This window comes from [Mycobacterium] fortunisiensis (genome assembly GCF_019050325.1).
Taxonomy (GTDB): Bacteria; Actinomycetota; Actinomycetes; order Mycobacteriales; family Mycobacteriaceae; genus Mycobacterium; species Mycobacterium fortunisiensis.
In genome coordinates, this window is the sequence record NZ_VOMB01000014.1 from 74,566 (window position 1) to 96,551 (window position 21,986).

Here is a 21,986-nt window from a genome sequence, read left to right on the forward strand (position 1 = left end):
TCCACGTGTAGTAATCATACAAGCCTGGTGTTGTTTGTATGATTAGTTGCGATCAGCAGGCAGCCGCGATTCGAGAGTTTGCAGACAAGCGAGGTGGCACATGACGGATCTGATCGTGCGGAAGATGCGGTTCGCGTTCGCGGACCACCGCGTCCCGTTCCTGTGGAACGAGGCCAACCCGGCGTTCTCGTCGATGGCCAATGCGGTGTCGTTCCTGGCCATCGCGTTCGAGAAGATGATCGGCCAGATGATCACCGAAGCCATGCCGCTCATCACCGACCCGGAGGTGGCCGAGGAGGCCCAGGCCTTCGTGCGGCAGGAAGGCCAGCACGCGATGGCCCACCGTCAGCACGCCAAGGGCCTGATCAAGACCTACCCGGGTCTCAAGGAGACCCTCGACGAGGTGGTCAAGGCGTACGACGACCTGACCGCCGAGACACCGCTGAAGTACCGGTTGGCCTACACCGCCGACCTGGAAGCGACGTTCACCCCGGTCTTCAAGCTGATGCTCGACCATGACGACACGCTGTTCGCTCCGGGGGACGACCGGGTGGCGTCACTGTTCCTGTGGCACTTCGTCGAAGAGGTCGAGCACCGCAGCTCGGCGCTGATCATCTACGACGCGGTGGCCGACGACCCGTGGTACCGGATGCGGGTCGCGCCGTCGATCTTCAAACACGTCTGGGCGGTGCTCAAGATCGCCACCGAAGGCTTCAACAAGCACGTTCCACTGGAGGAGCGCCAGATCGACGCGGTGTCGATGTTCGGTATGCAGGCGCGGAGAAAGGCTCTGCTGCAAAAGCTTCCGTTCACCAAAACCCCGTACGACGGCCCGGTGGAGAACGCGTTCGCGCATCTGCCGGTGCGCGAGATGCTGACCGCCGTGACCGGCGTCGTCCGCAGCCAGATTCCGGGCCACAATCCGGCCCACGAGAAACTACCGGCACTGGCCGACGAGTGGTTCCAGCGCTACGAGGACGGCTACGAGGTCACCCAGTGGTACACCGCAGGTGATGCCACGGCGCAGAAAGCGAGCACCGCGGATGTCTGACCTGTGTACCCCGACATTCGCGGGTTTGGCGCAGCGCCTGGGTTTTTCGTGTGACAGCGCCGGGGGCCTGGTCGAGTTCCGCAACCCGTTCGGCCTTCAGAACTGGACGCTCCCGGTACTCGAGCTCACGGTGATCGCCGGCGCCGTGCTGGCCCTGGTCTACGCGATCGTGCGACTGCGTCGGCACAACGATCCGACCAACGTGGTGCTGTGGTTCGGCGCCATCGCCTACCTGCTGATCATCGAGCCGCCGCTGTACTTCCCCGGGGCATTCGGGATCAGCGAACACGTCGACACGATGTTCGCCCACAACGTGTTCACCGTCGATTTCCTATGGGGCCGGCTCCCGCTCTACATCGTAGCGATCTATCCGATGATGGCGACGGTCGCCTACGAGATCGTCCGGATTCTCGGAGTGTTCCGCCGGCGCGGTGTGCTGATCGGCGCGATCTGCGTCGGATTCGTCCACCACGCGTTCTACGAGATCTTCGACCACATCGGGCCGCAACTGCGGTGGTGGGAGTGGACTCTCGATCACCCGATGAACCAGCCGTTCTTCGACTCGGTCCCGCTGCCCAGCGTGGTGGTGTTCGCCGCGCTGTGGCCGATGTCGTTGGCGTTCTGCGTGCAGTTGTTCGTCGGCCGCCACGTGGACGACGGCAAGAGCTTCAGCGGGCTGCAGATCGTGGGCCGCACCATTGTGGTCGGTGTGCTGGCCTCGATCGGCACCGCCGTGCTGCCCCTGCCCGCCACCATGGGCACGACGATCTCGGGCAGCACCACCGTCGGCGGGTTCATCTATGCGGCCGAGTTGGTGGTGCTGACCGTGGTGGCGATTCCGGTGCTGCTCGGTCAATGGTCGAGCCTGCGCAAGGACCGCGATCCGGCAACCGTGCGGTACGCCAACCCGCTCATCCTGCGCTACGCAGCGGTGTACCTGGCGGTGATGGTGATCCTGTGGCTGACCGCCCTGCCGGCCTACTTCGGCGCGGTCGACGGCATCACCGCCAACGGCGACCCGATCGGCAGCCTCACCTACACCGTGTTGTGCGTGCTGATCGCCGTGCTCTCGATCGCTGCGGCCGCCACCGCGCATCCCGCCGACCTGCAACGACGGCCCGATGCAGTGGCCCCCGGGCTGGCTGCCGCACCGGAGTGACCGGCACGCCCACAGGCGCGCCACAGGGTTGACATCGCCGATGTTGCGGCAGAATGGCGATGATGCCGACACCGCCGCAACGCCCCGGTGACCCCGGCCGGCACGGTCGGCCGAGTCGGGGACCGGTGCCACCGCCCGAACCGGCCACCCGGCGGCTGCCCCGTCCCGGGCGGCCCGAAGCGCCGACCGAACAGATCCGCGCGCGCCGTCAGCCGCCGGAACCCGCGACCGAGCAGATCCGGGCCCGCAATCAGCCGCCGGAGGCCGCGACGCAGAAGATCGCGCGGCCACAGCCACCGGCGGCTCCTCGCCCCGCGGGACAGCCACCCCAGCAGCCGGCCACTGCCGGGCCCAGAGGCAGCCGGCCCGATCCGGCCCCGCCGCCCTCGCGATGGCGCAGCCCGCAGGGCATCATCCTGGTCGCCGTCATGGCGGTGGCCGCACTGGTGATCGGCTTGACCGGTGCCGAACTGTATGCGCGGCACAAGGCTGGTTCGGTGCTGGTCGCCGTGGCCGAATGCGTCGTGGAGGACACCGCCGCGGTGTCGTTCGGCGTCAACCCACCATTTCTGTGGCAGCACCTCACCGGGCACTACACCAACATCTCGGTGCGCACCGGGGGCAAGCGGGTACAGGCCGCCGAGGGGATGACGGCCGAGGTGGCGTTGTCCGATATTCGGTTGCAGGACAACGGATCTTCCAAGGGCACCATCGGAGCTCTGAGCGCCACGCTCACCTGGACCTCGGCCGGCATCAAAGACACGGTGGCCGAGAACCTGCCCGGCGTCGGGGCCCTGGTTTCCGATGTCAGCACCGATCCGGCCGCGGGAACCATCAGCCTGCAGGCCGTCGGCGACACCAGGGTGACGGCCAAGCCGGTGGTGGACAACGGTGACCTCGAACTCCAGGTCACCGATGTCAGCGGACCGTTCGAGAAAGACACGGTGCAGACGGCGCTGACCACCCTCACCACGAAGCTGAACGACGCCTACCCGTTGGGAATCCAGGCCGACAGCGTCGAGGTGACCGACACCGGGGTGGTGGGCACGTTCTCCAGCCAGAACGCGTCCATCCCCAACGACGAATCCGACGACGCCTGCTTCGCCAAGCTCTGATGCTGACCCGAATCGCAGTGGTCGGTGGGCTGACGCTCTCGGTGCTGTTCGGCGCCCCACTCGCCCGCGCGCAGGACCCCAGCCCGCTGCTGCCACTGGTCGACGCGGCAGCGCAGCGCTTGCAAACTGCGGAACCGGTGGCCGCCAACAAGTTCCGCACGGGCGGATCGATCGAAGACCCGCGCCGCGAGCAGCAGGTGATCGACGCCACCACCGCCGAGGCCGCCGGCCGCCACATCGACCCGGCCTACGTGGGCCAGGTGTTCCGGGACCAGATCGACGCGACCGTCGCCGTGGAGTACGGCCTGTTTTCGCAGTGGAAGCTGGATCCGGCGACCGCGCCCGCGAGCGCACCCGACCTTGCCTCGTCGCGCAGCGCCATCGACGCGCTCAACCGCACGATGGTGAACGAGATCGCCGACCGGTGGCCGGCCCTGCATTCGCCGTCGTGCCCGGCGGACCTGGCGAGTGCCGTCGATGGCGTGCTCACGGCGCGAGGTCTGGATTCGCTGTATCGGCGGGCGCTGGACCACGCCACCAGGTCGTATTGTCGCTGACCGCCGGAGGCAGCCCAGTATTGACGTTTCTGTAGACCGTGGGCGGGTATTCCTGGCCACAGGAGGTCAGGAAATGCCTACATGGAGTTGGATCCTCATCGTCGTGGTTGCCGCGGTCATCGTGTTGCTGGCGGTGGTCGTGGTCGCAGCGATGATGCGGCAGAAGCGCAGTGAACGGCTCAGGGAACAGTTCGGGCCGGAGTATGAGCACGCCGTCGAATCAGCCGGCGGCCAACGGGCAGCGGAGCGGGAACTGCTTGCGCGCGAACGCAAACACAACAAGCTGAAGATCAATGAGTTGACGCCGGAATCCCGGACACGGTACGTCGAAGCGTGGGCCGTGACCCAGGCCGGGTTCGTCGACAACCCGGCGAAGTCGGTCGGCGAGGCGGATCGCCTGGTGACCGAGGTGATGCGCGAACGAGGTTACCCGATAGACGATTTCGAGCAGCGTGCTGCTGACATCTCGGTCGATCATCCCAAGGTGGTCGAGCACTACCGCTCGGCGCACATCCTGCACCTTGCCCAAGAACAGGGTGAGATCGGCACCGAGGCGCAACGTGAGGCACTCGTGCACTATCGCGCCCTGTTCGAGCAGTTGGTCGGCGCAGTGCCCGGGACCCAGGCCGGGCCCGGCGCCCAGACTGCCGAGCATGTGGCCCAGGGCGAACACGACACCCGGGCCCGGCGTGCGGCGGACACGAACGAAGCCGGCACGGATTCGACGAAGGAGGCGCGGGCCTGACCGCCCGGACGAACCAGCCCACCGAAGATCTTCGCGTGGCCCTCACCCGCCATTGCGATTTCTTCCAGCGGCTGCTGTCGGCCTGAGGTCGGTGCAGCGTCACAGGCTGTCTGCGATGGCGTTCTTCAGCGCCTCTGAATCCGTGCCGAACACCGCCTGCACGCTGTTGCCGACTTCGATGACGCCTGCGGCACCAAGCGTTTTCAGCCGGTCGTGATCGACCTTGCCGGTATCGGCGACCTCCATGCGTAGCCGGGTGATGCAGGCATCCACGTTCACCAGGTTCTCCCGGCCGCCGAACGCGGCAATGAGCTGTTCGGTGGCCGAGTCGGCGTCGGGGTCGACGCTGAGGTTCGCCCTTTCTTCGTTCTCGAATTCGGTCTCGGGTTCGCGGCCCGGGGTCCGCATGTTCCACTTGGTGATCGCGACGTAGAACAACACGAAATAGACGACGAAGAACACCACTCCCAGTCCGACCAGGAGCCAGACGTTCTTCGCCGCCGGCGCACCACCGTAGAGCAACAGGTCGATCAGGCCCGCGGAAAACGAGAAGCCCAGATGGATGTCGAGCAGGTAGGCGATGGCCAACGACAATCCGGTCAGCACCGCGTGGATGACGTAGAGCGGGAACGCGACGAACATAAACGCAAACTCGAGTGGTTCGGTGACCCCGGTGAGGAACGCGGTCAGGGCGGCCGCGGACAGGATGCCGACCGCCAGCTTTCGCTGTTTGCGGTTGGCGGCCAAGATCATCGCCAGCGCCGCGGCGGGCAGTCCGAACATCAGGATGGGATAGAACCCGGAGGTGAGGATGCCCGCGGTCGGGTCGCCGGCGGCGAACCGGGTCAGCTCGCCGGTGGCCACCGAGCCATCCGGCGACTGGTAGTCGCCGTAGATGAACCACACGTATGAGTTCGGAATGTGGTGCAGGCCGAAGGGAATGAGCATGCGGTTAGCAAAGCCGTAGACAAACGCGCCCAGCGCCCCGCTGGCACCGATGAACCGGCCGAGTGCGGTCAGCCCGGCATCGAAGATCGGGTAGAAGTAGCTCATCACGAAGGCGACGAGCAGGCTGGCCAGCGACACCACGATCGGCACGAACCGTCGGCCACCGAAAAAGCCGAGATAGGACGGTAATTGGATGGTGTGGTAGCGGTCGAACAGCCACGCGGTGAGGAGGCCGATCACGATGCCGGCGAACACGCTGTAGTTGATCTGGGCCTGATCGCCGGCCTTGTCCACCTCGCCGGCCAGCACCATCGGTGACATGGTCGTGAAAACGGCCTCGGTGACCAGGTACCCCACCACGGCGGCCAGCGCCGTCGACCCGTCGGCCTTGCGGGCGAAACCGATCGCCACACCGACGGCGAACAGCAGGGCCAGATTGCTGAACAGTGCGTCACCGGCGGCGCTCATGGCCTTGAAGAACGGGCCGATGACCGGGGAGTCGATCCGCCCCAGCAGGTCGGGCTGGCCCAGCCGCAGCAGAATCCCGGCGGCCGGCAGCACGGCGATCGGCAGCATCAGGCTCTTGCCGAGTCGCTGCAGCTGCCCGAAACCGCGGACGTTCATGCTCGGTTTGCGCTGCGTACCTTCAGATTTGGTGGTACTGCTCATCGATGTGTCGCCCTCCTGGCTTCGGGCAGGCCGGTCCCGGAACTGGGCGGAAGCTTAGACGACAACCGGGGAGCCCGAGACCCTCTTTCGGTCACGCTCGTTATTGTTGGCGCAGAGCAAAGGAGCCACCACAGTGAGCACGAGTCGAGTACTCGCCCCCGTCCCTGGACGTGCGGTAGCACTCAAGGACGTCGCCGACCCCGTGTTCTCGGCGGGGATGGTCGGCCACGGCGCTGCGGTGGACCCGGCGCGCGGCGTGGTCGATGCGATCGCCCCGGTCAGCGGCAAAGTGTTGAAGCTGATGCCGCATGCCTACGTGATCGTCACGAACGACGGCGTCGGCGTCCTGGTGCATCTGGGGTTGGACACCGTGACGATGAACGGCGACGGTTTCACCGCGCATGTCCGCCAGGGGGACGACGTGACCGCCGGCCAGGTGGTGATCACCTACGACGTCTCCGTGGTCGAAGCCAAGGGCCTCAACCCGATCGTTCCCGTCGTGGTCATGGACGAACGTGACCCGAACAACGTGGTCGTGGCCGATGCGGTCCGGGCCGGGGATGAGATCGCCTCGGGCGCAGAACTTTTCACGGCAACCACCTAGCCGAACAGGATCATCAGTGTGCTGTTGACCGCCGACACCCTGATCACGGGCGCAGAACTGCTGCGGCCGGGGTGGATCGACGTGTCGGGCGAGCGGGTGACGGCGGTGGGCCCGGGTGCACCGCCGCGGCCCGCGGATCACGATCTCGGCCCGGTCACCGTGGTGCCGGGGTTCGTCGACACCCACGTGCACGGCGGAGGCGGAGGCAGCTTCTCGGCCGCCTCGGATGCCGACACGTCGGCCGCGGTCACGCTGCACCGTAGGCACGGAACCACCACCCTGTTCGCCTCCCTGGTCACCGCCACCCCGGACGATCTGCTGCATCAGGTCTCGGAGCTGGCGCAGCAGGTGGGTGCCGGGCTCATCGACGGCATCCACCTGGAGGGCCCGTGGTTGTCGACGGTGCGGTGTGGGGCGCATCAACCCGCACTGATGCGCGACCCGGACCCGGCGGAGATCGACCGACTGCTCACGGCGGCGGCCGGAACGGTGCGGATGGTGACGATCGCGCCCGAACGGCCCGGCGCGCTGGCCGCGATCCGTCGGTTCGTCGACGCCGGCGTGGTGGTGGCGGTCGGCCATACCGAGGCGACCTACGAACAGACCCGCGCCGCGATAGCCGCCGGTGCCACGGTGGGCACACACCTGTTCAACGCCATGCGGCCGATCGACCGGCGTGAACCCGGCCCGGCGATGGCGTTGATGGAAGAGCCTGCCGTCACCGTCGAGGTCATCGCAGACGGGGTGCACCTGGCTCCGGCGATCTACCGTCATGTCACCCGCACGGTGGGGCGCGACCGGGTGTCGCTGATCACCGACGCGATGTCGGCCACCGGGATGCCCGACGGCCACTACCGCCTGGGGCCGGTTGAAGTCGACGTCACCGACGGTGTGGCGCTCGTCGGCGGCACCGACACGGTGGCCGGCAGCACGGCGACGATGGACGAGGTGGTCCGGTTTGCGGTGGCCCACAGTGGTTTGACGGGCGATGAGGCCACGCTGCTCGGTATCCGTCAAGCTTCGATCAACCCGGCGCGGGCGCTCGGACTGCCGTGCCAGGGCCTGTGTCGCGGCGCTGCGGCCGATCTCGTCGTCTTGGATGCCGAGCTGAACGTCACCGCCGTGCTGCGTCGCGGGGAATGGGTCTCGGCACCGGTCGGGTAGCCCGGGCCGGGGTCGCTCGGCCGCTATTCGCTGCCGGAGCGCTCGCCGACGAATTCCAGCAGGCGCGGATCGCATGACGTGAACCGGTCGGCTTCCTCACCGCCGTCGCATCGCAGCAGGGCAAGGGTGAGGCCATCGCGGGTCCGGGCCAGGACCCGCCAATGACCGCCGGAGTCCTCCCACCGCTGGAGATCGGCAACGCGGTCGACTGTCATGGAACTACCATGGCATGCCATGGGATCCACAGCGCAGGTGCGGTTGGCGCGGGTCTATGAGCAGCCCGAACCCGGCGAAGGGCAGCGGGTGCTGGCCGACCGGCTGTGGCCGCGGGGCATGAAGAAGACCGACCCGCGGGTGGGTCATTGGTTACCGGCGATCGCGCCGTCGACCGACCTGCGCCACTGGTATGACCACAAGCCGGAGCGGTACGACGAGTTCGCCGTGCGTTACACCAAGGAACTGCAGTCCGGGGAGGCGGCTGAGGCCCTCGAGCAGTTGCGGGGCATGGTGCACGACGGCCCGGTCACGCTGGTGACGGCCACCCGCGATCTGGAGCTCAGCCAGTTGAGTGTCTTGGCGAAGCTGCTCGGCTGAGTCCGGGACGAGGAGGAAGGTAAACCTACCCTCAGTCGCTACGGTAGGCTCGGCGCTCAAATGACCGAGATCGATACCGACGTGACAGAAGCCCCCGTACTCAAGCGCGAGCTGACCGACATCACCGATGCGGTGCGCGCGGTTGACGCCCCGCCGATTCCGGTGCTCGCCGAGCCTTACGACATCCGGTTGGCCGACGCCGGCGCCGATGCCGAGCTGGTGTCGGAGTGGATGAACCGGCCACACCTGGTGGAGGCCTGGGAGTACGACTGGGCGCCGGACCGCTGGCGGCGATACCTGCAGGCCCAGCTCGACGGCCAGTACTCGCGGCCGCTGATCACCAGCTTCCGCGGCAAGCCCGCCGGCTATGTCGAGTTGTACCGGGCGGCCAAGGATTCCATCGCCCCCCGCTACGCCGCCGACCCGCACGACGTCGGCATGCACGCCGCGATCGCCGATCTGCGGTTCGTCAACCGCGGCATGGGCCCGATCCTGTTGCCGCGCATCGTGGCCAGTGTGTTCGAGCTGGAACCGGATTGCCGCCGGATCATGTTCGATCCGGACCATCGCAACACCGGTGCGCGCCGGCTGTGCGAATGGGCCGGTTGCGAATTCCTGGGCGAGCACCAGATGTCCAACCGGCGCATGGCCCTGTATGCGCTACCGCGGACCCCCGGCGACGCCTTCGGCGCCGCCGGGTAAATCCCGGGACTGGTTCAGGCTCCGGCGAATTCGGCGTAGCCGTCGTAATCGGGCTTCATGGCGGCGGCCACCAGCTCCCACAGCACCTCATCGGTGCCGCCCCCGACTCGGGCCAGTTTCATGTCGCGCCACCACTTGCCCAGCGGCGTCTCGTCGACGAGATAGCCGGACCCGCCGAAGATGTGCATGCACTCGGAGGCGACTTCCTCGCCGAGCCGGGCGGCGGTCACCTTGAAGGCCGCGGCGGCCCGCAGATCGAGCTTGCCCTGTGTGGCGATGCCGGCCAGCGCGTAGCGCAGCAGGTCGACGCGGGCCTGCAGATCGGCGATCCGCATCCGCAGTGCCTGGTGCTCGTACAGGCTGTGACCGAACTGGCGACGTTTCATCATCCGCGCCAATGTGATTCCGAGGATCCGCTGGGATCCTGAGGCGACCTGCCCGGAAATCGACATCCGTTCGTGGGCCAGTCCCCAGGAGATCGCCGCCAGCCCGGTTCCGGCCCGCGCGACCAGATGGTCGGCGGGCACCCAGGTGTCGATGTGCACCGCGGCGGTGTCCAGCGGACCGTTGCCGACCTTGCGGTAGGGCGTCTGCACCTCGACCTGTGCGGTCGGCACGGCGATGACGACGACGTTGCCGTGCCGGCTCGTCGGGTCGTGGTCGACGTTGCGGGCGACCACCATGATGTGGTCGGCGACCGGCGAGAGGGAGACGAACTTCTTGATGCCCTTGATCTCGAAACCATCTCGGGCAGTACGGACTTCGGTCTCCACGATCTGGAGGTCCGAGCCACCGGATTCCTCGGAGGCGCCGATGCACAGCACCGCCTCGCCGCGGACGGCCTGTTCGCAGATGGTGCGCAGGTGGTCGGACTTGCCGAAGCGGCGCAGCAGCGCGATCGCCGAATCGTGCAGGCTGACACCCACACCGATGCCGGCTGACCCGGTCCGGCCGAGGGCGAACGCCAACTCGATCAGCTTGGCGATGTCGGGTTGCTGGCCGTCGCCCCACTTCTCGGTGAACACGCCGTTACGGCCCAGATGCTCGATGAGCTGACGCGGAAAGCGTTCGGTCTGTTCGGCTTCGGTGACCCAGGCGGCGACCTGATCGTCGAAGACCCGCTCGAGCAAGTCCCGGTATTCGTCGATGGTGGTGGTGGCAGGCGTCGGCGTCGGCGTGAGCGTGGTCATGACTTCGCTGTCTCCATCTGTCGTTTGACCTCCAGGCGGCGCAGCTTGCCCGAGGAGGTGCGGGGAAGGGAGCCCGGTGCCAGGAAGACCACATCGGCGGGCACGATGCCGCACTCCGAGGCCACCTGCTGGATGATCTGACTGCGGGCTCCGGCCTCGTCGGCTCCGCGGAACTCCGCTGCGATCACCAGTCCGGACCGAACTGCTTTCTCGTCGGCGCCCACGGCCACCACTGCGCCGTCACGCACTCCCTTGACCTGAGCGGCGACCCGCTCGATCTCGGTGGGGAAGATGTTGCGCCCGGCGACGGTGATCAGTTCCTTGGTGCGTCCGCACACCACCAGCCCACCGTCGACGAAATAGCCCAGATCGCCGGTGGCGAACCAGTCGTCGGGGTCGAGCGCGGGCTGGCCGAGATAGCCGGACATCATCGAGGTGCCGCGGATCTCGATTTCGCCGACCTCGCGGTCGACGATGCCGGCGTTGTCCTCGCTGGGCCGCAGCCGCACCTGCATGCCGCTGATGGCGTCACCGAGAACAGCGAGTTGCTGCCGGTTGGACCCGGCGTCGGTGGCGACGGTGATCTCGTCGATGACGACGCCGCGTCCGGGGACGGGAACGGTGACCGCACAGGATGATTCGGCCATACCGTAAGACGGGGACAGGGCCCCGGGGTTGAATCCGAACCGGGCCAGCTCGGTGCCGAACAGGCTGGTGGCCGCGCAGTCGACCGGTTCGCCACCGTTGAGCGCGAACCGCACGGCCGAGAGGTCCAGATCGCTCAGCCGGCGTGAATACTTGCCGATCAGGCCGTAAGCCATGTTCGGCGCGGCGGTCAGGGTGGCGCGGCTCTCGGTCAGCCACCGCACCCAGCTGAACGGGGAGGCGGCGAACGCCGAGGTCGGCGCCTGCCACACCTCGATGCCGTGAACGGCGCCGGCGAGCAGGAACGCCAGGCCCATGTCGTGGTAGAGGGGCAGCCAGGAACAGCCGATGTCGTTGCGCGACAAGCTGATCCGCTCGCCAAGGCCGTGCAGGTTGGCCAGCACGGCCGAGGGGGGCATCTGCGCGGTGCGGGGCGTGCCGGTGGAGCCCGCGGTGCCCTGCAGGACAGCGGCGGGGCTCCCTTGGGCGTCCAGCGGCAGCGAGGCCGAGCGCTGCGCGTGGGCGATGTCCGCGTCGTGGTGGATCTTCAATGCGGAATCGGCCGACCGCAGCAAGTCCAGCTCGTTGCCGTGGCTGAACACGGTGCCCATACCGATGCCGGTGAAGCGGTTGGCTGTGGCCGTCGCCCACTGGGCGGTGTCGGCCCCGCGGATGGGGCCCGGCAACACGGACAGCCCGGCGCCGGCGAGCAGGGCGCCGAAGATCGCCGCGACGCCGGTCACGGTGGGCTCACCCACCACGCCGACGGCCGTGGAGCCGTCGTTGCCGATCTGTTCGGCGACGTTCTCGGCGCGGGCATAGATCTCGCCCCACGGATGACGAGCCCAGGTACGGGTGTCTGGGTCGTACAGCACGAGGTCGCGGTCGGTCGTGGTCAGCGCGGCGGCCAGGGCCGTGGTCAGTACGCTCACTGGTTGCTCTGCGCGGCAGGCACTTTCGCCAGGATCGCCGCTTCCAGGTCACCGATGGTGTCGCAGCTGAGCAGATCTTCCTCGGACAACACGACGCCGAGCTTGTCTTCGATCGCCACCATGCCGACGGCAAACGCCACGGAATCCAGTCCGGCGTCGTCGACCAGGCGGGATTCCCTGGTCACCCGGCGAACGTCGACGTTCATGTCGTCGCGAAGGATCTCGGTGAGGGCGGCGCTGACCGCTTCGGGTGTTGTCGACTGCATGGGGTGGGACGCTACACCCCGCAAAAAATATAGGCTAGCCTTACCAAGCTTGTTGTGAGCTCGATAACGGAGACTCAGTAGCTGAAGTGGGCCGGATCGGTGCCGCCGACGCGGCGGCCGGCATCGACGACGGTTGCCGAGGGCACCATCTCCGCGCTGACCACGCCCTGCTCGCCGGTGAGTTCGTCGATGATGTCGAAGGCCCCGGCGATACGTTCGGGCGTATCCACCACGACAGTGGTCACCGGCACCTGTCGTCCCCACTGGAACAGCCGGTCGCCGTGCGGCCTGCCCGAATCGGAGTAGCCCCAGACGCCACGGAGCACGGTGGCCCCGCCGGCAGTCCCGGACTGCAGCAGCCGCCGGACGATCGCCCGGTGGATGGGCACGCCGTCATGCTGGGCAGTCTCGGCGGTGGACACCATCAACTTCTGCCACAGCGGCCGGCCCTGCGCGTCGTGCGGCGGCAACTCGGCCGGGCGGGTCAGCACCCGCCCGCCCCGTTTGCACAGCTGCGCCCGTTCGACGGTGATCAGCGGGTTCGTCAACAACCCGGTGAGTTCGCCGAGGACCGCATTCACCTGATCGCCGGTACCCAGCCCGATGATCATCAGTGGCACCTCGGTGTTGCGGCTGAAGAACGCTGCGCGCCGGCGCTGACCGTGTGCGGTGCCGTCCACCCCGAGGAACACCGTCGCCCCGGCGAAGCCGCGCTGATGCAGCAGGTCGCACACCGCGCGGTAGGCGGGCGCCCCGCCCACCCGGTGATGACGGCCGACGTACACCGTGAGCTTGGCGAAATCGGTCGATGCCGGTGGGTGCGCCGGCGGTGTCTCGCGACGGATCAGCCGGGCCCGCTCCAGGGTGATCAGCCCGCGGGGGACCAGCGCCACGGTCTGCTCGGCCAGCGCGGCGATCTTGTCGGCGGCGTCGACAGCCGCGATGGTGATCGGCGGGTCCTCCGAGCCGGTCAGTGTTTCGTCGGTGCGCAGGTGGTGATGTGGGCCGAAGCTGGCGATGCCGCGCAGCATCACGCTGATGACGATGTCGCTTCCCCCGTAGAGGTCCAGCAGGGTGTCGGCGACGAAGCGGTGCTCGTGGCGTAGCCGCTCGGCGAAGTAGGCGGTCAGTTTGAGGTAATCGGTAGTGGTCACAGCTGGCTCCCCAGTGACATCCCCAGCCAGGCCGCGGCCAGACCCAGCGCCACGCTGACGGCGAGGTTGGCCACCGCCGGCCAGACTCGACGTTCCTCGCCCAGGCGCTGGGTTTCCAGCATCCAGGTGGAGAACGTGGTGTAGGAACCGACGAAGGCGGTGCCGGCGAGCAGGGCGGCGTGCGGTTGCAGGGCCAGGCCGCCCAGGAAACCGAGCAGAAAGGCGCCGCTCAGGTTGACCGCCAGGGTGCCGAACGGAAACCCGCGGGTGTGACGGGCGGACACCGCGCGGTCGAGCAGAAACCGGCAGACCGCCCCCGCGCCGCCGAGCAGCATCACCCCGGTCCACACCACTGCGGTCACCGGCTCACCGCCGCCCTGCGCACCATCGCGGTCGCGATCGCCACCGCCAGCAGACCGGCGGCGATACTGGCCGCGGTGTAACCGACCGCCAACGCCCAGTGGCCGTGCTCGAGCATCGTGATGGTCTCGACCTGCATCGTGGAGAACGTTGTGAGCCCGCCGCACAGGCCGGTGCCCAACAGCGGCCTGCGGTAGCTGGATACCGGCAGTCGTTCCAGCAGCCTGGTGGTGAAGTAGCCGAGCAGAAACGCCCCGGCGATGTTCACGACGAAGGTGGGCCAGGGCCAATGGCCGGGCGCGGGCGGCGCCAGCACGGTCAGCCCGGCGCGGGCCAGCGTGCCCAGTGCGCCGCCGACGAACACCGCGGCCAATTCTCGGGGGTCGTGGCCGGACATAAGCCAAAAGTATGGCCGCCGGCGCGCAACTGCCCGGCACCGACATCCGTTCGGGAGCAGAATGACAGACCATGGCTGCCAATCCCCGTGCCGGACAACCGGCTCAACCCGAGGATCTGATCGACATCGCAGCGGTGGTGACCGCGTACTACACCCGGCGCCCCGATCCCGACGATGTCGCGCAGCAGGTGGTGTTCGGCACCTCCGGGCATCGTGGATCCAGCTTGGACACCGCGTTCAACGAAGGCCACATCCTGGCCACCACCCAGGCCATCGTCGAGTACCGGGCCGCCCAGGGCACCACCGGCCCGTTGTTCCTCGGCCGCGACACCCATGCGCTGTCGGAGCCGGCCTGGGCCTCGGCGCTGGAGGTGCTGGCCGCCAACGATGTTGTTGCGATGATCGATTCGGCCGATCGCTACACCCCGACACCCGCCGTCAGCCACGCCATCCTGACTTTCAACCGGGGCCGCGATGCGGACTTGGCAGACGGCATCGTCGTCACCCCCTCGCACAACCCGCCGCGCGATGGCGGCTTCAAATACAACCCGCCCAACGGTGGACCCGCCGACACCGACGCCACCGGGTGGATTGCCAAGCGGGCCAACGAGATCCTGCGCGCCGGGTTCAAGGACGTCAAACGCATGCCGTTGGCGCGGGCGCTGCAGACCGCCCAGCGCCACGACTACCTGGATGCCTACGTCGCGGATCTGGCCAATGTGGTGGACCTGCACGCGATCCGGGCCGAGGGCATCCGCATCGGTGCCGACCCGCTGGGCGGGGCCAGCGTCGACTACTGGGGCGCGATCGGTGAGCGCTACAACCTGGATCTGACCGTGGTGAACCCGCTGGTGGACGCCACCTGGCGGTTCATGACCCTGGACACCGACGGCAAGATCCGGATGGACTGCAGCTCGCCGAACGCCATGGCCTCGCTTCTTCGGAAAGTTGTCGCCAACCCCGACGAATACCAGATCGCCACCGGCAACGACGCCGACTCCGACCGGCACGGCATCGTCACCCCCGACGGCGGGCTGATGAACCCCAATCACTACCTGGCCGTGGCGATCGACTACCTCTACACCCATCGCCCGGACTGGCCGGCGGCCACCGCGGTCGGCAAGACGGTGGTGAGCAGTTCGATCATCGACCGGGTGGTGGCCGGGCTGGATCGCAAACTGGTCGAGGTGCCGGTCGGGTTCAAGTGGTTCGTCGACGGACTGATCGGCGGCGGCATCGGTTTCGGCGGCGAGGAAAGTGCGGGGGCCTCGTTCCTACGCACCGACGGCACGACCTGGACCACCGACAAGGACGGCATCATCCTGGCGCTGCTGGCCTCGGAGATCCTGGCGGTCACCGGGAAGACACCGTCGCAGCGCTATGCCGAACTGGCCGAGCGCTACGGGGCGCCGACCTATGCGCGGATCGATGCGCCGGCCGACCGCGAGCAGAAGGCCCGGCTGGCCAAGCTGTCATCCGAGCAGGTCAAGGCCACCGAGCTGGCCGGTGAGCCGATCACCGCCAAACTGACCGCCGCACCGGGCAACGGCGCGGCCCTGGGCGGGCTGAAGGTCACCACCGAGAACGCCTGGTTCGCCGCACGGCCGTCGGGCACCGAGGACGTGTACAAGATCTACGCCGAGTCCTTCCTGGGAGCTGACCATCTGGCGGAGGTGCAGCAGGCCGCCAAGGACGTGGTCAATACAGTCATCGGGTGACCGCACCGACCACTGCCCGGCTTCCGCGCGAGGTTTGGCTTCTGGTCTGCGCGAATGTCGTCGTGGCGTTGGGCTATGGCGTCGTGGCCCCGGTGCTGCCGTCGTATGCCCGCCACTTCGACGTCAGCATCGCCGCGGCCACCTTTGTGATCACCGCGTTCGCGGCCATGCGTCTGGTCGGAGCACCGCCGGCCGGCTTTCTGGTGCAGCGGCTGGGGGAGCGCCGGGTCTACATCAGCGGCCTGCTGATCGTTGCGGTGTCCACCGGGGCGTGCGCCTTCGCCGAGACCTACGCGCAGCTGCTGCTGTTCCGATCGCTGGGCGGGGTGGGTTCGGCGATGTTCACGGTGTCCTCGCTGGGCCTGATGATCCGGATCTCGCCGCCAGATGCCCGCGGCCGGGTCGCGGGACTGTTCGCCTCGGGGTTCCTGGTGGGTTCGGTCGGTGGCCCGATGTTGGGCAGCGTGACTGCCGGGCTGGGGTTGTCGGCGCCGTTCCTGATCTACGGGGTGGCGCTGCTGGTGGCCGCGGTCGTGGTGTTCGTGACGCTGCGCAATTCCGAGCTGGCCGCCCCGGCCGAGGACGATGCGCCGACGGTGTCGCTGCGAGAGGTGTTGCGGCATCCGGCCTACCGCGCGGCGCTGTTCTCCAACTTCGCCACCGGCTGGTCCTCCATCGGGCTGCGCATCGCGCTGGTGCCGCTTTTCGTCGTCGACGTTTTGGGACGCAGCACCGGGGCGGCCGGGCTCGCGTTGGCGACCTTCGCGATCGGCAACGTCTCGGCGGTGGTGCCCAGCGGATACCTGTCCGATCGGATGGGGCGACGAGGTTTGGTGATCATCGGGCTGGCGGTCTCGGCGCTGGCGACGGTCGCGGTCGGGTTCACCGGATCGTTGCTGCTGTTCCTGGTGGCGGCCTACATCACCGGCGCGGCGACGGGCATCTTCGTGTCGCCGCAGCAGGCCGCGGTGGCCGACGTCGTCGGCAACAAGGCGCGCGGCGGGACGGCGGTGGCGACCTTCCAGATGATGTCGGATCTGGGCGGCATCGTGGGCTCGTTCGCCGTGGGCCAGATCGCGCTGCGGGTGAACTACGGCACGGCGTTCGTCGTGACCGGGGTCATCCTGCTGGCCGCGGCGGTGGGCTGGCTCTTCGCCCCGGAGACTCGTCCGAAAGCCTCACACGAGCACACGCCGGCCCGCCCGCTGGGCCCGGATTCCGCCGACGAGCTGCCCTGAGCTGCCGTTTTGGGCTAGACGGCCGGTGTGGTGTAATTTCGTTGAGCACGACAAACGGGGCTATGGCGCAGTTGGTAGCGCACCACACTGGCAGTGTGGGGGTCAGGGGTTCGAATCCCCTTAGCTCCACGTTTGAAAAACCCGCTCTGACTTCGGTCGAGGCGGGTTTTCTCGTTAGCTGGTAAGGCCGTTCGCGGTGGCGATTGTCCTAGCCTTGTCCTACCGCCGGGGTCTGTCCTACCGGGGTCGAAAACACCGCCGAGGCCGCGGTCAGGCGGTCGTCGGTCACCCGGCCGTAGACGGCCTAGCGTCATGCGATCGGTGTGGCCGTGCCCGGCCGCGACGACGTCAGCTGAGATCCCCGCTGCGCGCATCCGCGAGATATTCGAGTGCCGCAGCTTGCCGAGCGTGATTGCCTTCAGTCCGGTCGCCTTGCGCTGAGCAGAGAACTCGCGGCTGTACTCTTGCACCGGCAGGGGAGTCCCGTCGGTCCGTAACAGCAGCAGATCGCTATCGGCCAATGGGCGGCCGACCGCCAGGCGCTCGCGGAGGTGCACCGCACGCATGGACTTGAGCATCGCCAACTCGCGCGGGGGTAGCGGGAGATCTCGCGAGCTGCGGTCGGTTTTCGGGGTCACGATGGTGTCGTGGCCGTTGACGTCGACGCGAGCCTGGCGGATCCGCAGCGCGCCGGTATCGAGGTCGATGTCCTGCCACCGCAGCCCGCCGACTTCCTCGCGGCGCAACCCGAGCAGCGTCAGCGCGAAGCACCCGGCGAGGCGGTGTGTCGCCACGTGCAGGCAGGGCAACACCAGCCCGACAGCCTGGCGGCACTCGTCGTCGCACACGACGTGCTCGTGCACCCTGTCGGTCAGCGGTCGGCTCGCCGGTCGAGTCAGCTCGGCGCAGCCGTGACCCGATGCGCCGCGGGTACGCCCGCACGCTGGGAGGACGGCCTGACCGCGACACGCTCGCCCGCGTCGTGCGCGCCGAAGCCGCTCGCGCCGAGCAGGACACGGAACCGTCGGTCACGTCGCTGATAAACCGCCGCGCGCGGGAGCGTAGAAACCGCTCGATCCAGTAGCAGGTGGGAGTACACCGATGCCGGGCCACGACACACCGGCGAAGCCGGGCACCGGCGAACAGTTGAACTGCTTTCTACACTTTCGCGCATGACAATCAACGTGGTTGCGGTGTCTGATGCAGACGTGGCGAAGGCGCTCCGTCTCGAGGAAGGGCATTTTGTTGACCTGAAAGCTACCGCCGTCGCTCCCGGAAAGCTGACACGATCACTGGCGGCATTCGCAAATGCCGATGGCGGCGAACTCTTCGTTGGCATCGCCGAAGGCCAGGCTGGACAAGGGCACCGTTGGGAAGGTTTTGCGAACGCCGAGGCGGCGAACGGCCACATACAGGCGTTCGAAAGTGTCTTTCCACTCGGCGGCGACCACCGTTATGAGTTCTTGAGTGCAGAGTCGCAGACAGGCTTGATTCTGCATATTGAGATCGATAAGTCAGCTTCAATCAAGAAGGCGGTTGATGGAAAGATCTACAAACGGCGCGGCGCCCAGAATCTTCCGGTAACAACCGAGGAAGATATTCGAAACCTAGAACTCGCCAAGGGCGTAGTCTCATTTGAGTCAGAGACGATCCAGTATCCGATTGAGTACCTTACAAATTCGGAAGCGATCATCACGTTTCTGATTGATTTAATTCCATCGGCGGATCCGGAGCCGTGGCTCAAGAAACAATTGCTGGTACTCGGTAGCCTTCCTACAGTAGCCGCAGTTCTGTTGTTCTCAGATGAGCCGCAAGCTGCATTGCCGAAACGTAGTGGCGTGAAAATTTACCGATACAGAACGACGTTGGCTGAAGGCACAAGGGACACGCTTGACTTCGATCCAATTACAATCGAAGGCTGCCTCTACAGGCAGATCTACAGTGCCGTAGCCAAAGTCGTAGAAGTCGTGGAGGCATCGCGGGCCGTCAATGCAGACGGCATGTCGACAATCAACTACCCCAAGGAGGCGATCCACGAGATCGTCACCAACGCCGTAATCCACAGGGACTACTCGATAGCCGACGACATCCATGTACGAATTTTCGACAACCGTATCGAGATCGAAAGTCCAGGAAGGCTCCCGGCCCACATAACGCCCGAGAACATCCTCGATCAACGATACTCGCGAAATGGCGCGATCGTTAGGTATATAAACAAGTTTCCGGATGCGCCAAACAAGGACGTCGGCGAGGGTTTGAACACGGCGTTTGGCGCAATGCGCGCACTGAAGTTGAAAAATCCTCAGATTGAGGAACGTGAAAGCTCAGTTCTAGTAACAATCCGCCACGAACGACTTGGATCACCCGAGTCGATTTGCCTTGAGTACCTTCGAGATAACGACACGATCGCTAATGCAAAATTGCGGGAGCTTACCGGTATCACCTCCGAGAACACGGCGAAAGAAGTGTTTAAGCGCCTAATGAAAATGAATGCGATAGAACGAGTTCCCGGTCTTGGCGGCAACAAAGCTGCCTATCAAAAGGGTCAGAATTTCGCAACGCAACTGGCGGCCGTATCCGGAACCAACTGATGTGTCCGTCCGCGGATCAACACCTACGCTCAGCCCGATCGTCACCGGTGGATAGGCTGCAAATCCCTCTACTAGCCGTCGGTGAACTCCGGGAAGGTCACAACAGCTACCACGCGTTGTCGGCGTCTTGCGTGATACTCCGCGCATGGCCGCCGACACCTGGACGACCCGTGATCTGCCTGTGCTTCGTGCCGCCGTCGAATTGTTCGATGACACGGGCACCGGTCCCCGTGCGATGGAGATCGAACCTGAGTTCGGACATTTGGCCTAGTACCCAGGTTTGATGCCGAGGTCGGTCAAGATCTGGCGCTGCGCGTCGGGAATGGCCGGCGGGAATGTCTGGGTCGCCCCGTTGATGTTGATGGTGGCGCTGCGCAGTGGCCGGAGTAGCTTGACGACCTTGGCGATGGACAGTCCGGTGCGCGACTGGATGGAATGGGCGACGGCCAGGGCGGTGAACACGATGGTCAGGTGTGCCTCGATCGCCGCACGGGTGTGGTGAAACATCGGCCGGCCACGAAGGTCGCTCTTGGACATGCGAAATGACTTCTCCACGTGCCACAGGTCGTGGTACTTGGCGATCACCTCGGCGGCGGGCATGACTGTGATCGGCACGTTGGTCACGTAACCCTTGAGGCCGATCAGGGATTGGGCGCGGGCGAGGTTGGCCTCATCGAGGCTGCGGTCATCACCGCGGACCTTCACGAATCGCGCGGCCTTGGCCTTCTTGTCCCCGGCCACGATCGCCCGTGCCCGGGCCTCCTGGGCCGCAAGCGTCTTCTGGTCACGCCGCGCCCGTTTGGCCGAGTACGACCAGATCGCCCGCCACGCCCCGGAATCGTGCTCGCGATCCCAGACGGGTTCAGCACGCAGCCTGGTGTCGTTGACCTTGGTGTTGCCGTGCCGGGGAGTGACGGTGTCGATCACCTGGCCATCGGCGAAAACATCGCCGTTCCAATGGAAATGGGACTCCAGATCCCCGGGCGCTTTCGTAACCCGCGAGCCCACGATGAACAACAGGCCCAACTCGTCGAGCGCTTTCAGATTGCTCTGCGACAGCATCCCGGCGTCAGCGGCCACGACCATCGGCGTGTCCTGCAGGCCGTGACGCTCCAGGAAGCCGGTGATGATCGGCACGATGGTCGTAGTCTCGGCGGTATTACCTTCGAAACACCCGATTTCCAAAGGGAATCCGGTCCGGTCGACGAGCAGACCGACAACGATCTGAGGGTCAATGCGCCGCTCTTTGCTGAACCCTACTTTGCGCCGTTCGTCCTCGTTCTCGGCCTCGAAATAGAGCGTCGTTACGTCGTGGAGCAGAAGGGACAGGCCACCGCAATCACTGCTGTAGTCAAAGCATTTGGTGGCGATCGCATCCCGATACCCGCCCGGTCCGACCAGGTCGAGATGACGGGCCATCGTGCGGTAACACACCGTCGATACGCCCAGATCGGTCAACACCCGCTCGGCGTCGGCCTTGCTCGTGGGTTCCACGATCCGGGCGATGACCAGATCCCGGAACACGTCGTCGGCGACCACACCGAACCCGAGCCAGTCGTAGACACCCGCGAGGACGTCATAGAGCAGTCGTGAGCACGTGCCCATCGTGCGCCCTGGCAGGACAACGGGCGCTACAGCCGGCTTTGCCGGATCGGCGATCAGTGAGCGCTCGGCGCGGAAGTCGGCCACCTCGGTCATCGACTGCGCACGCGCGGCCACCTCGAAATCGAGTGCGGCCTGCCCACCAGCCACGACCTGCCGGGCCGCATCCAGCAGAATGCCCAGCTCAGCATCGGTATGCGCCGAACCCAAATGCGCCAGGATCACCACACGGCCCTGATCCTTGCGCGCGACCTGCACCGCCACCGCGCCTGAGGTCGTGCGCACCTTCCGCACGTACGCCACCGCCCGAACCTACCGGGCTAGTACCCCAAACACAGCACCGGCACAGGAGAACCCACAGGTCAAAGCCCTAGCCGATCGAAAACTCGCCATCCATGTCCGAAGTCAGGAGCCGTCGGTGAACTCCGGGAAGGTCACAACAGCTACCACGCGTTGTCGGCGTCTTGCGTGATACTCCGCGCATGGCCGCCGACACCTGGACGACCCGTGATCTGCCTGTGCTTCGTGCCGCCGTCGAATTGTTCGATGACACGGGCACCGGTCCCCGTGCGATGGAGATCGAAC

General features: G+C 66.5%; 23 protein-coding genes, 1 tRNA gene and 1 pseudogene. 15 read left to right on the forward strand and 10 right to left on the reverse strand.

The genetic code is table 11. The features are described 5' to 3' along the window. Positions 1-100: 100 nt before the first annotated feature. The 5 genes from FR943_RS10030 to FR943_RS10050 all read left to right on the forward strand — a co-directional run bounded on the left by FR943_RS10030 (position 101) and on the right by FR943_RS10050 (position 4,627). A complete protein-coding gene (locus tag FR943_RS10030) occupies positions 101-1,051 on the forward strand; it encodes a metal-dependent hydrolase (RefSeq protein ID WP_217156484.1) in 951 nt (316 codons plus the stop codon). Further along, positions 1,044-2,210, forward strand: a complete 1,167-nt coding sequence (locus FR943_RS10035) for a hypothetical protein (RefSeq protein ID WP_217156485.1) — start codon at positions 1,044-1,046, stop codon at positions 2,208-2,210. The genes FR943_RS10030 and FR943_RS10035 overlap by 8 nt, the downstream gene beginning before the upstream one ends. 62 nt (positions 2,211-2,272) lie before the next feature. Then, on the forward strand, positions 2,273-3,325 hold the full coding sequence (locus FR943_RS10040; RefSeq protein ID WP_217156487.1) for an LmeA family phospholipid-binding protein: 1,053 nt from the start codon (positions 2,273-2,275) through the stop codon (positions 3,323-3,325). Next, positions 3,325-3,882 carry a chorismate mutase gene (locus tag FR943_RS10045; RefSeq protein WP_217156488.1) on the forward strand — a complete coding sequence of 186 codons (558 nt, stop codon included), beginning with the start codon at positions 3,325-3,327 and terminating at the stop codon, positions 3,880-3,882. Before FR943_RS10040 ends, FR943_RS10045 begins: the two co-directional genes overlap by 1 nt. Positions 3,883-3,955: 73 nt before the next feature. Next, complete coding sequence (locus FR943_RS10050) at positions 3,956-4,627, forward strand: hypothetical protein (RefSeq protein ID WP_217156496.1); 672 nt, start codon at positions 3,956-3,958, stop codon at positions 4,625-4,627. Positions 4,628-4,726: 99 nt separating this feature from the next. On the opposite strand, the gene FR943_RS26860 is transcribed toward FR943_RS10050, so the two are convergent. Then, complete coding sequence (locus FR943_RS26860; protein WP_217156498.1) at positions 4,727-6,244, reverse strand: PTS transporter subunit EIIC; 1,518 nt, start codon at positions 6,242-6,244, stop codon at positions 4,727-4,729. Positions 6,245-6,377: 133 nt separating this feature from the next. Between FR943_RS26860 and FR943_RS10060 the strand changes: the two genes are divergently transcribed. Then, positions 6,378-6,848: a PTS sugar transporter subunit IIA gene (locus tag FR943_RS10060; RefSeq protein WP_217156500.1), complete on the forward strand. Its 471-nt coding sequence runs from the start codon at positions 6,378-6,380 to the stop codon at positions 6,846-6,848. An 18-nt stretch (positions 6,849-6,866) separates the two neighbouring features. Beyond that, positions 6,867-8,012, forward strand: coding sequence for an N-acetylglucosamine-6-phosphate deacetylase (gene nagA / locus FR943_RS10065; protein ID WP_217156502.1), 1,146 nt, complete (start codon positions 6,867-6,869; stop codon positions 8,010-8,012). 23 nt (positions 8,013-8,035) lie between these two features. Here nagA and FR943_RS10070 read toward each other — a convergent pair whose 3' ends face one another. Next, the gene (locus FR943_RS10070) at positions 8,036-8,227 is read right to left on the reverse strand and encodes a hypothetical protein (RefSeq protein WP_217156504.1); all 192 of its coding nucleotides are present in this window, start codon (positions 8,225-8,227) and stop codon (positions 8,036-8,038) included. Between the two features lie 19 nt (positions 8,228-8,246). Between FR943_RS10070 and FR943_RS10075 the strand changes: the two genes are divergently transcribed. Together FR943_RS10075 and FR943_RS10080 are read left to right on the forward strand one after the other, a co-directional pair. Next, the gene (locus FR943_RS10075; protein WP_217156505.1) at positions 8,247-8,606 is read left to right on the forward strand and encodes a DUF488 domain-containing protein; all 360 of its coding nucleotides are present in this window, start codon (positions 8,247-8,249) and stop codon (positions 8,604-8,606) included. 60 nt (positions 8,607-8,666) lie between these two features. Beyond that, the gene (locus FR943_RS10080) at positions 8,667-9,308 is read left to right on the forward strand and encodes a GNAT family N-acetyltransferase (RefSeq protein ID WP_217156507.1); all 642 of its coding nucleotides are present in this window, start codon (positions 8,667-8,669) and stop codon (positions 9,306-9,308) included. Positions 9,309-9,322: 14 nt separating this feature from the next. Here the strand turns inward: FR943_RS10080 and mbtN are convergent, their stop codons facing one another. The 6 genes from mbtN to crcB (FR943_RS10110) are packed head-to-tail and all read right to left on the reverse strand — an operon-like array spanning position 9,323 to position 14,252. Next, the gene (gene mbtN / locus FR943_RS10085; protein WP_217156509.1) at positions 9,323-10,498 is read right to left on the reverse strand and encodes a mycobactin biosynthesis acyl-ACP dehydrogenase MbtN; all 1,176 of its coding nucleotides are present in this window, start codon (positions 10,496-10,498) and stop codon (positions 9,323-9,325) included. Then, positions 10,495-12,066: a long-chain-fatty acid--ACP ligase MbtM gene (gene mbtM / locus FR943_RS10090; protein ID WP_218045534.1), complete on the reverse strand. Its 1,572-nt coding sequence runs from the start codon at positions 12,064-12,066 to the stop codon at positions 10,495-10,497. Before mbtM ends, mbtN begins: the two co-directional genes overlap by 4 nt. Before the next feature lie 5 nt (positions 12,067-12,071). Then, positions 12,072-12,365, reverse strand: a complete 294-nt coding sequence (mbtL, locus tag FR943_RS10095; RefSeq protein ID WP_275957444.1) for a mycobactin biosynthesis acyl carrier protein MbtL — start codon at positions 12,363-12,365, stop codon at positions 12,072-12,074. A 50-nt stretch (positions 12,366-12,415) separates the two neighbouring features. Beyond that, on the reverse strand, positions 12,416-13,495 hold the full coding sequence (locus FR943_RS10100) for a DUF190 domain-containing protein (RefSeq protein ID WP_217156514.1): 1,080 nt from the start codon (positions 13,493-13,495) through the stop codon (positions 12,416-12,418). Further along, positions 13,492-13,857 carry a fluoride efflux transporter CrcB gene (gene crcB / locus FR943_RS10105; protein WP_217156516.1) on the reverse strand — a complete coding sequence of 122 codons (366 nt, stop codon included), beginning with the start codon at positions 13,855-13,857 and terminating at the stop codon, positions 13,492-13,494. Before crcB (FR943_RS10105) ends, FR943_RS10100 begins: the two co-directional genes overlap by 4 nt. Beyond that, positions 13,854-14,252 carry a fluoride efflux transporter CrcB gene (gene crcB / locus FR943_RS10110; protein WP_217156518.1) on the reverse strand — a complete coding sequence of 133 codons (399 nt, stop codon included), beginning with the start codon at positions 14,250-14,252 and terminating at the stop codon, positions 13,854-13,856. Before crcB (FR943_RS10110) ends, crcB (FR943_RS10105) begins: the two co-directional genes overlap by 4 nt. Positions 14,253-14,323: 71 nt before the next feature. Here crcB (FR943_RS10110) and pgm point away from each other — a divergent pair, with 71 nt between their 5' ends. The 3 genes from pgm to FR943_RS10125 all read left to right on the forward strand — a co-directional run bounded on the left by pgm (position 14,324) and on the right by FR943_RS10125 (position 17,337). After that, positions 14,324-15,970, forward strand: a complete 1,647-nt coding sequence (gene pgm, locus FR943_RS10115; protein ID WP_217156519.1) for a phosphoglucomutase (alpha-D-glucose-1,6-bisphosphate-dependent) — start codon at positions 14,324-14,326, stop codon at positions 15,968-15,970. Beyond that, positions 15,967-17,208: an MFS transporter gene (locus FR943_RS10120; protein WP_217156521.1), complete on the forward strand. Its 1,242-nt coding sequence runs from the start codon at positions 15,967-15,969 to the stop codon at positions 17,206-17,208. Before pgm ends, FR943_RS10120 begins: the two co-directional genes overlap by 4 nt. Positions 17,209-17,264: 56 nt before the next feature. Continuing rightward, a tRNA-Ala gene (locus FR943_RS10125) sits at positions 17,265-17,337 on the forward strand. Positions 17,338-17,576: 239 nt separating this feature from the next. Here the strand turns inward: FR943_RS10125 and FR943_RS26370 are convergent. Beyond that, positions 17,577-17,954: pseudogene (locus tag FR943_RS26370) on the reverse strand (tyrosine-type recombinase/integrase); the annotation flags it as partial. On the opposite strand from FR943_RS26370, the gene FR943_RS26375 reads away from it, so the two are divergent. From FR943_RS26375 to FR943_RS26650, 3 genes are all read left to right on the forward strand, one after another. Beyond that, on the forward strand, positions 17,856-18,248 hold the full coding sequence (locus FR943_RS26375) for a hypothetical protein (RefSeq protein ID WP_246584953.1): 393 nt from the start codon (positions 17,856-17,858) through the stop codon (positions 18,246-18,248). The pseudogene FR943_RS26370 and the gene FR943_RS26375 sit on opposite strands and share 99 nt — an antisense overlap. Positions 18,249-18,380: 132 nt before the next feature. Next, positions 18,381-19,799 carry an RNA/DNA-binding domain-containing protein gene (locus tag FR943_RS10135; protein ID WP_217156523.1) on the forward strand — a complete coding sequence of 473 codons (1,419 nt, stop codon included), beginning with the start codon at positions 18,381-18,383 and terminating at the stop codon, positions 19,797-19,799. A gap of 145 nt (positions 19,800-19,944) precedes the next feature. Then, a complete protein-coding gene (locus FR943_RS26650) occupies positions 19,945-20,070 on the forward strand; it encodes a hypothetical protein (RefSeq protein WP_275957445.1) in 126 nt (41 codons plus the stop codon). Here the strand turns inward: FR943_RS26650 and FR943_RS10140 are convergent. Beyond that, positions 20,067-21,704 carry an IS1634 family transposase gene (locus tag FR943_RS10140; protein ID WP_217156525.1) on the reverse strand — a complete coding sequence of 546 codons (1,638 nt, stop codon included), beginning with the start codon at positions 21,702-21,704 and terminating at the stop codon, positions 20,067-20,069. The genes FR943_RS26650 and FR943_RS10140 overlap by 4 nt on opposite strands. Between the last annotated feature and the right edge of the window lie 282 nt (positions 21,705-21,986).

Bases quoted from the DNA above. Each gene is read 5' to 3' on its own strand.
- FR943_RS10040 (WP_217156487.1), top strand. From the start codon at position 2,273: ATGCCGACACCGCCGCAACGCCCCGGTGACCCCGGCCGGCACGGTCGG.
- FR943_RS10035 (WP_217156485.1), top strand. From the start codon at position 1,044: ATGTCTGACCTGTGTACCCCGACATTCGCGGGTTTGGCGCAGCGCCTG.
- FR943_RS10075 (WP_217156505.1), top strand. From the start codon at position 8,247: ATGGGATCCACAGCGCAGGTGCGGTTGGCGCGGGTCTATGAGCAGCCC.
- FR943_RS10030 (WP_217156484.1), top strand. From the start codon at position 101: ATGACGGATCTGATCGTGCGGAAGATGCGGTTCGCGTTCGCGGACCAC.
- FR943_RS10135 (WP_217156523.1), top strand. From the start codon at position 18,381: ATGACAATCAACGTGGTTGCGGTGTCTGATGCAGACGTGGCGAAGGCG.
- crcB (WP_217156518.1), bottom strand. From the start codon at position 14,252: ATGTCCGGCCACGACCCCCGAGAATTGGCCGCGGTGTTCGTCGGCGGC.
- FR943_RS10070 (WP_217156504.1), bottom strand. From the start codon at position 8,227: ATGACAGTCGACCGCGTTGCCGATCTCCAGCGGTGGGAGGACTCCGGC.
- FR943_RS26650 (WP_275957445.1), top strand. From the start codon at position 19,945: ATGGCCGCCGACACCTGGACGACCCGTGATCTGCCTGTGCTTCGTGCC.
- mbtN (WP_217156509.1), bottom strand. From the start codon at position 10,498: ATGACCACGCTCACGCCGACGCCGACGCCTGCCACCACCACCATCGAC.
- FR943_RS10080 (WP_217156507.1), top strand. From the start codon at position 8,667: ATGACCGAGATCGATACCGACGTGACAGAAGCCCCCGTACTCAAGCGC.
- FR943_RS10045 (WP_217156488.1), top strand. From the start codon at position 3,325: ATGCTGACCCGAATCGCAGTGGTCGGTGGGCTGACGCTCTCGGTGCTG.
- FR943_RS10050 (WP_217156496.1), top strand. From the start codon at position 3,956: ATGCCTACATGGAGTTGGATCCTCATCGTCGTGGTTGCCGCGGTCATC.
- pgm (WP_217156519.1), top strand. From the start codon at position 14,324: ATGGCTGCCAATCCCCGTGCCGGACAACCGGCTCAACCCGAGGATCTG.
- FR943_RS26860 (WP_217156498.1), bottom strand. From the start codon at position 6,244: ATGAGCAGTACCACCAAATCTGAAGGTACGCAGCGCAAACCGAGCATG.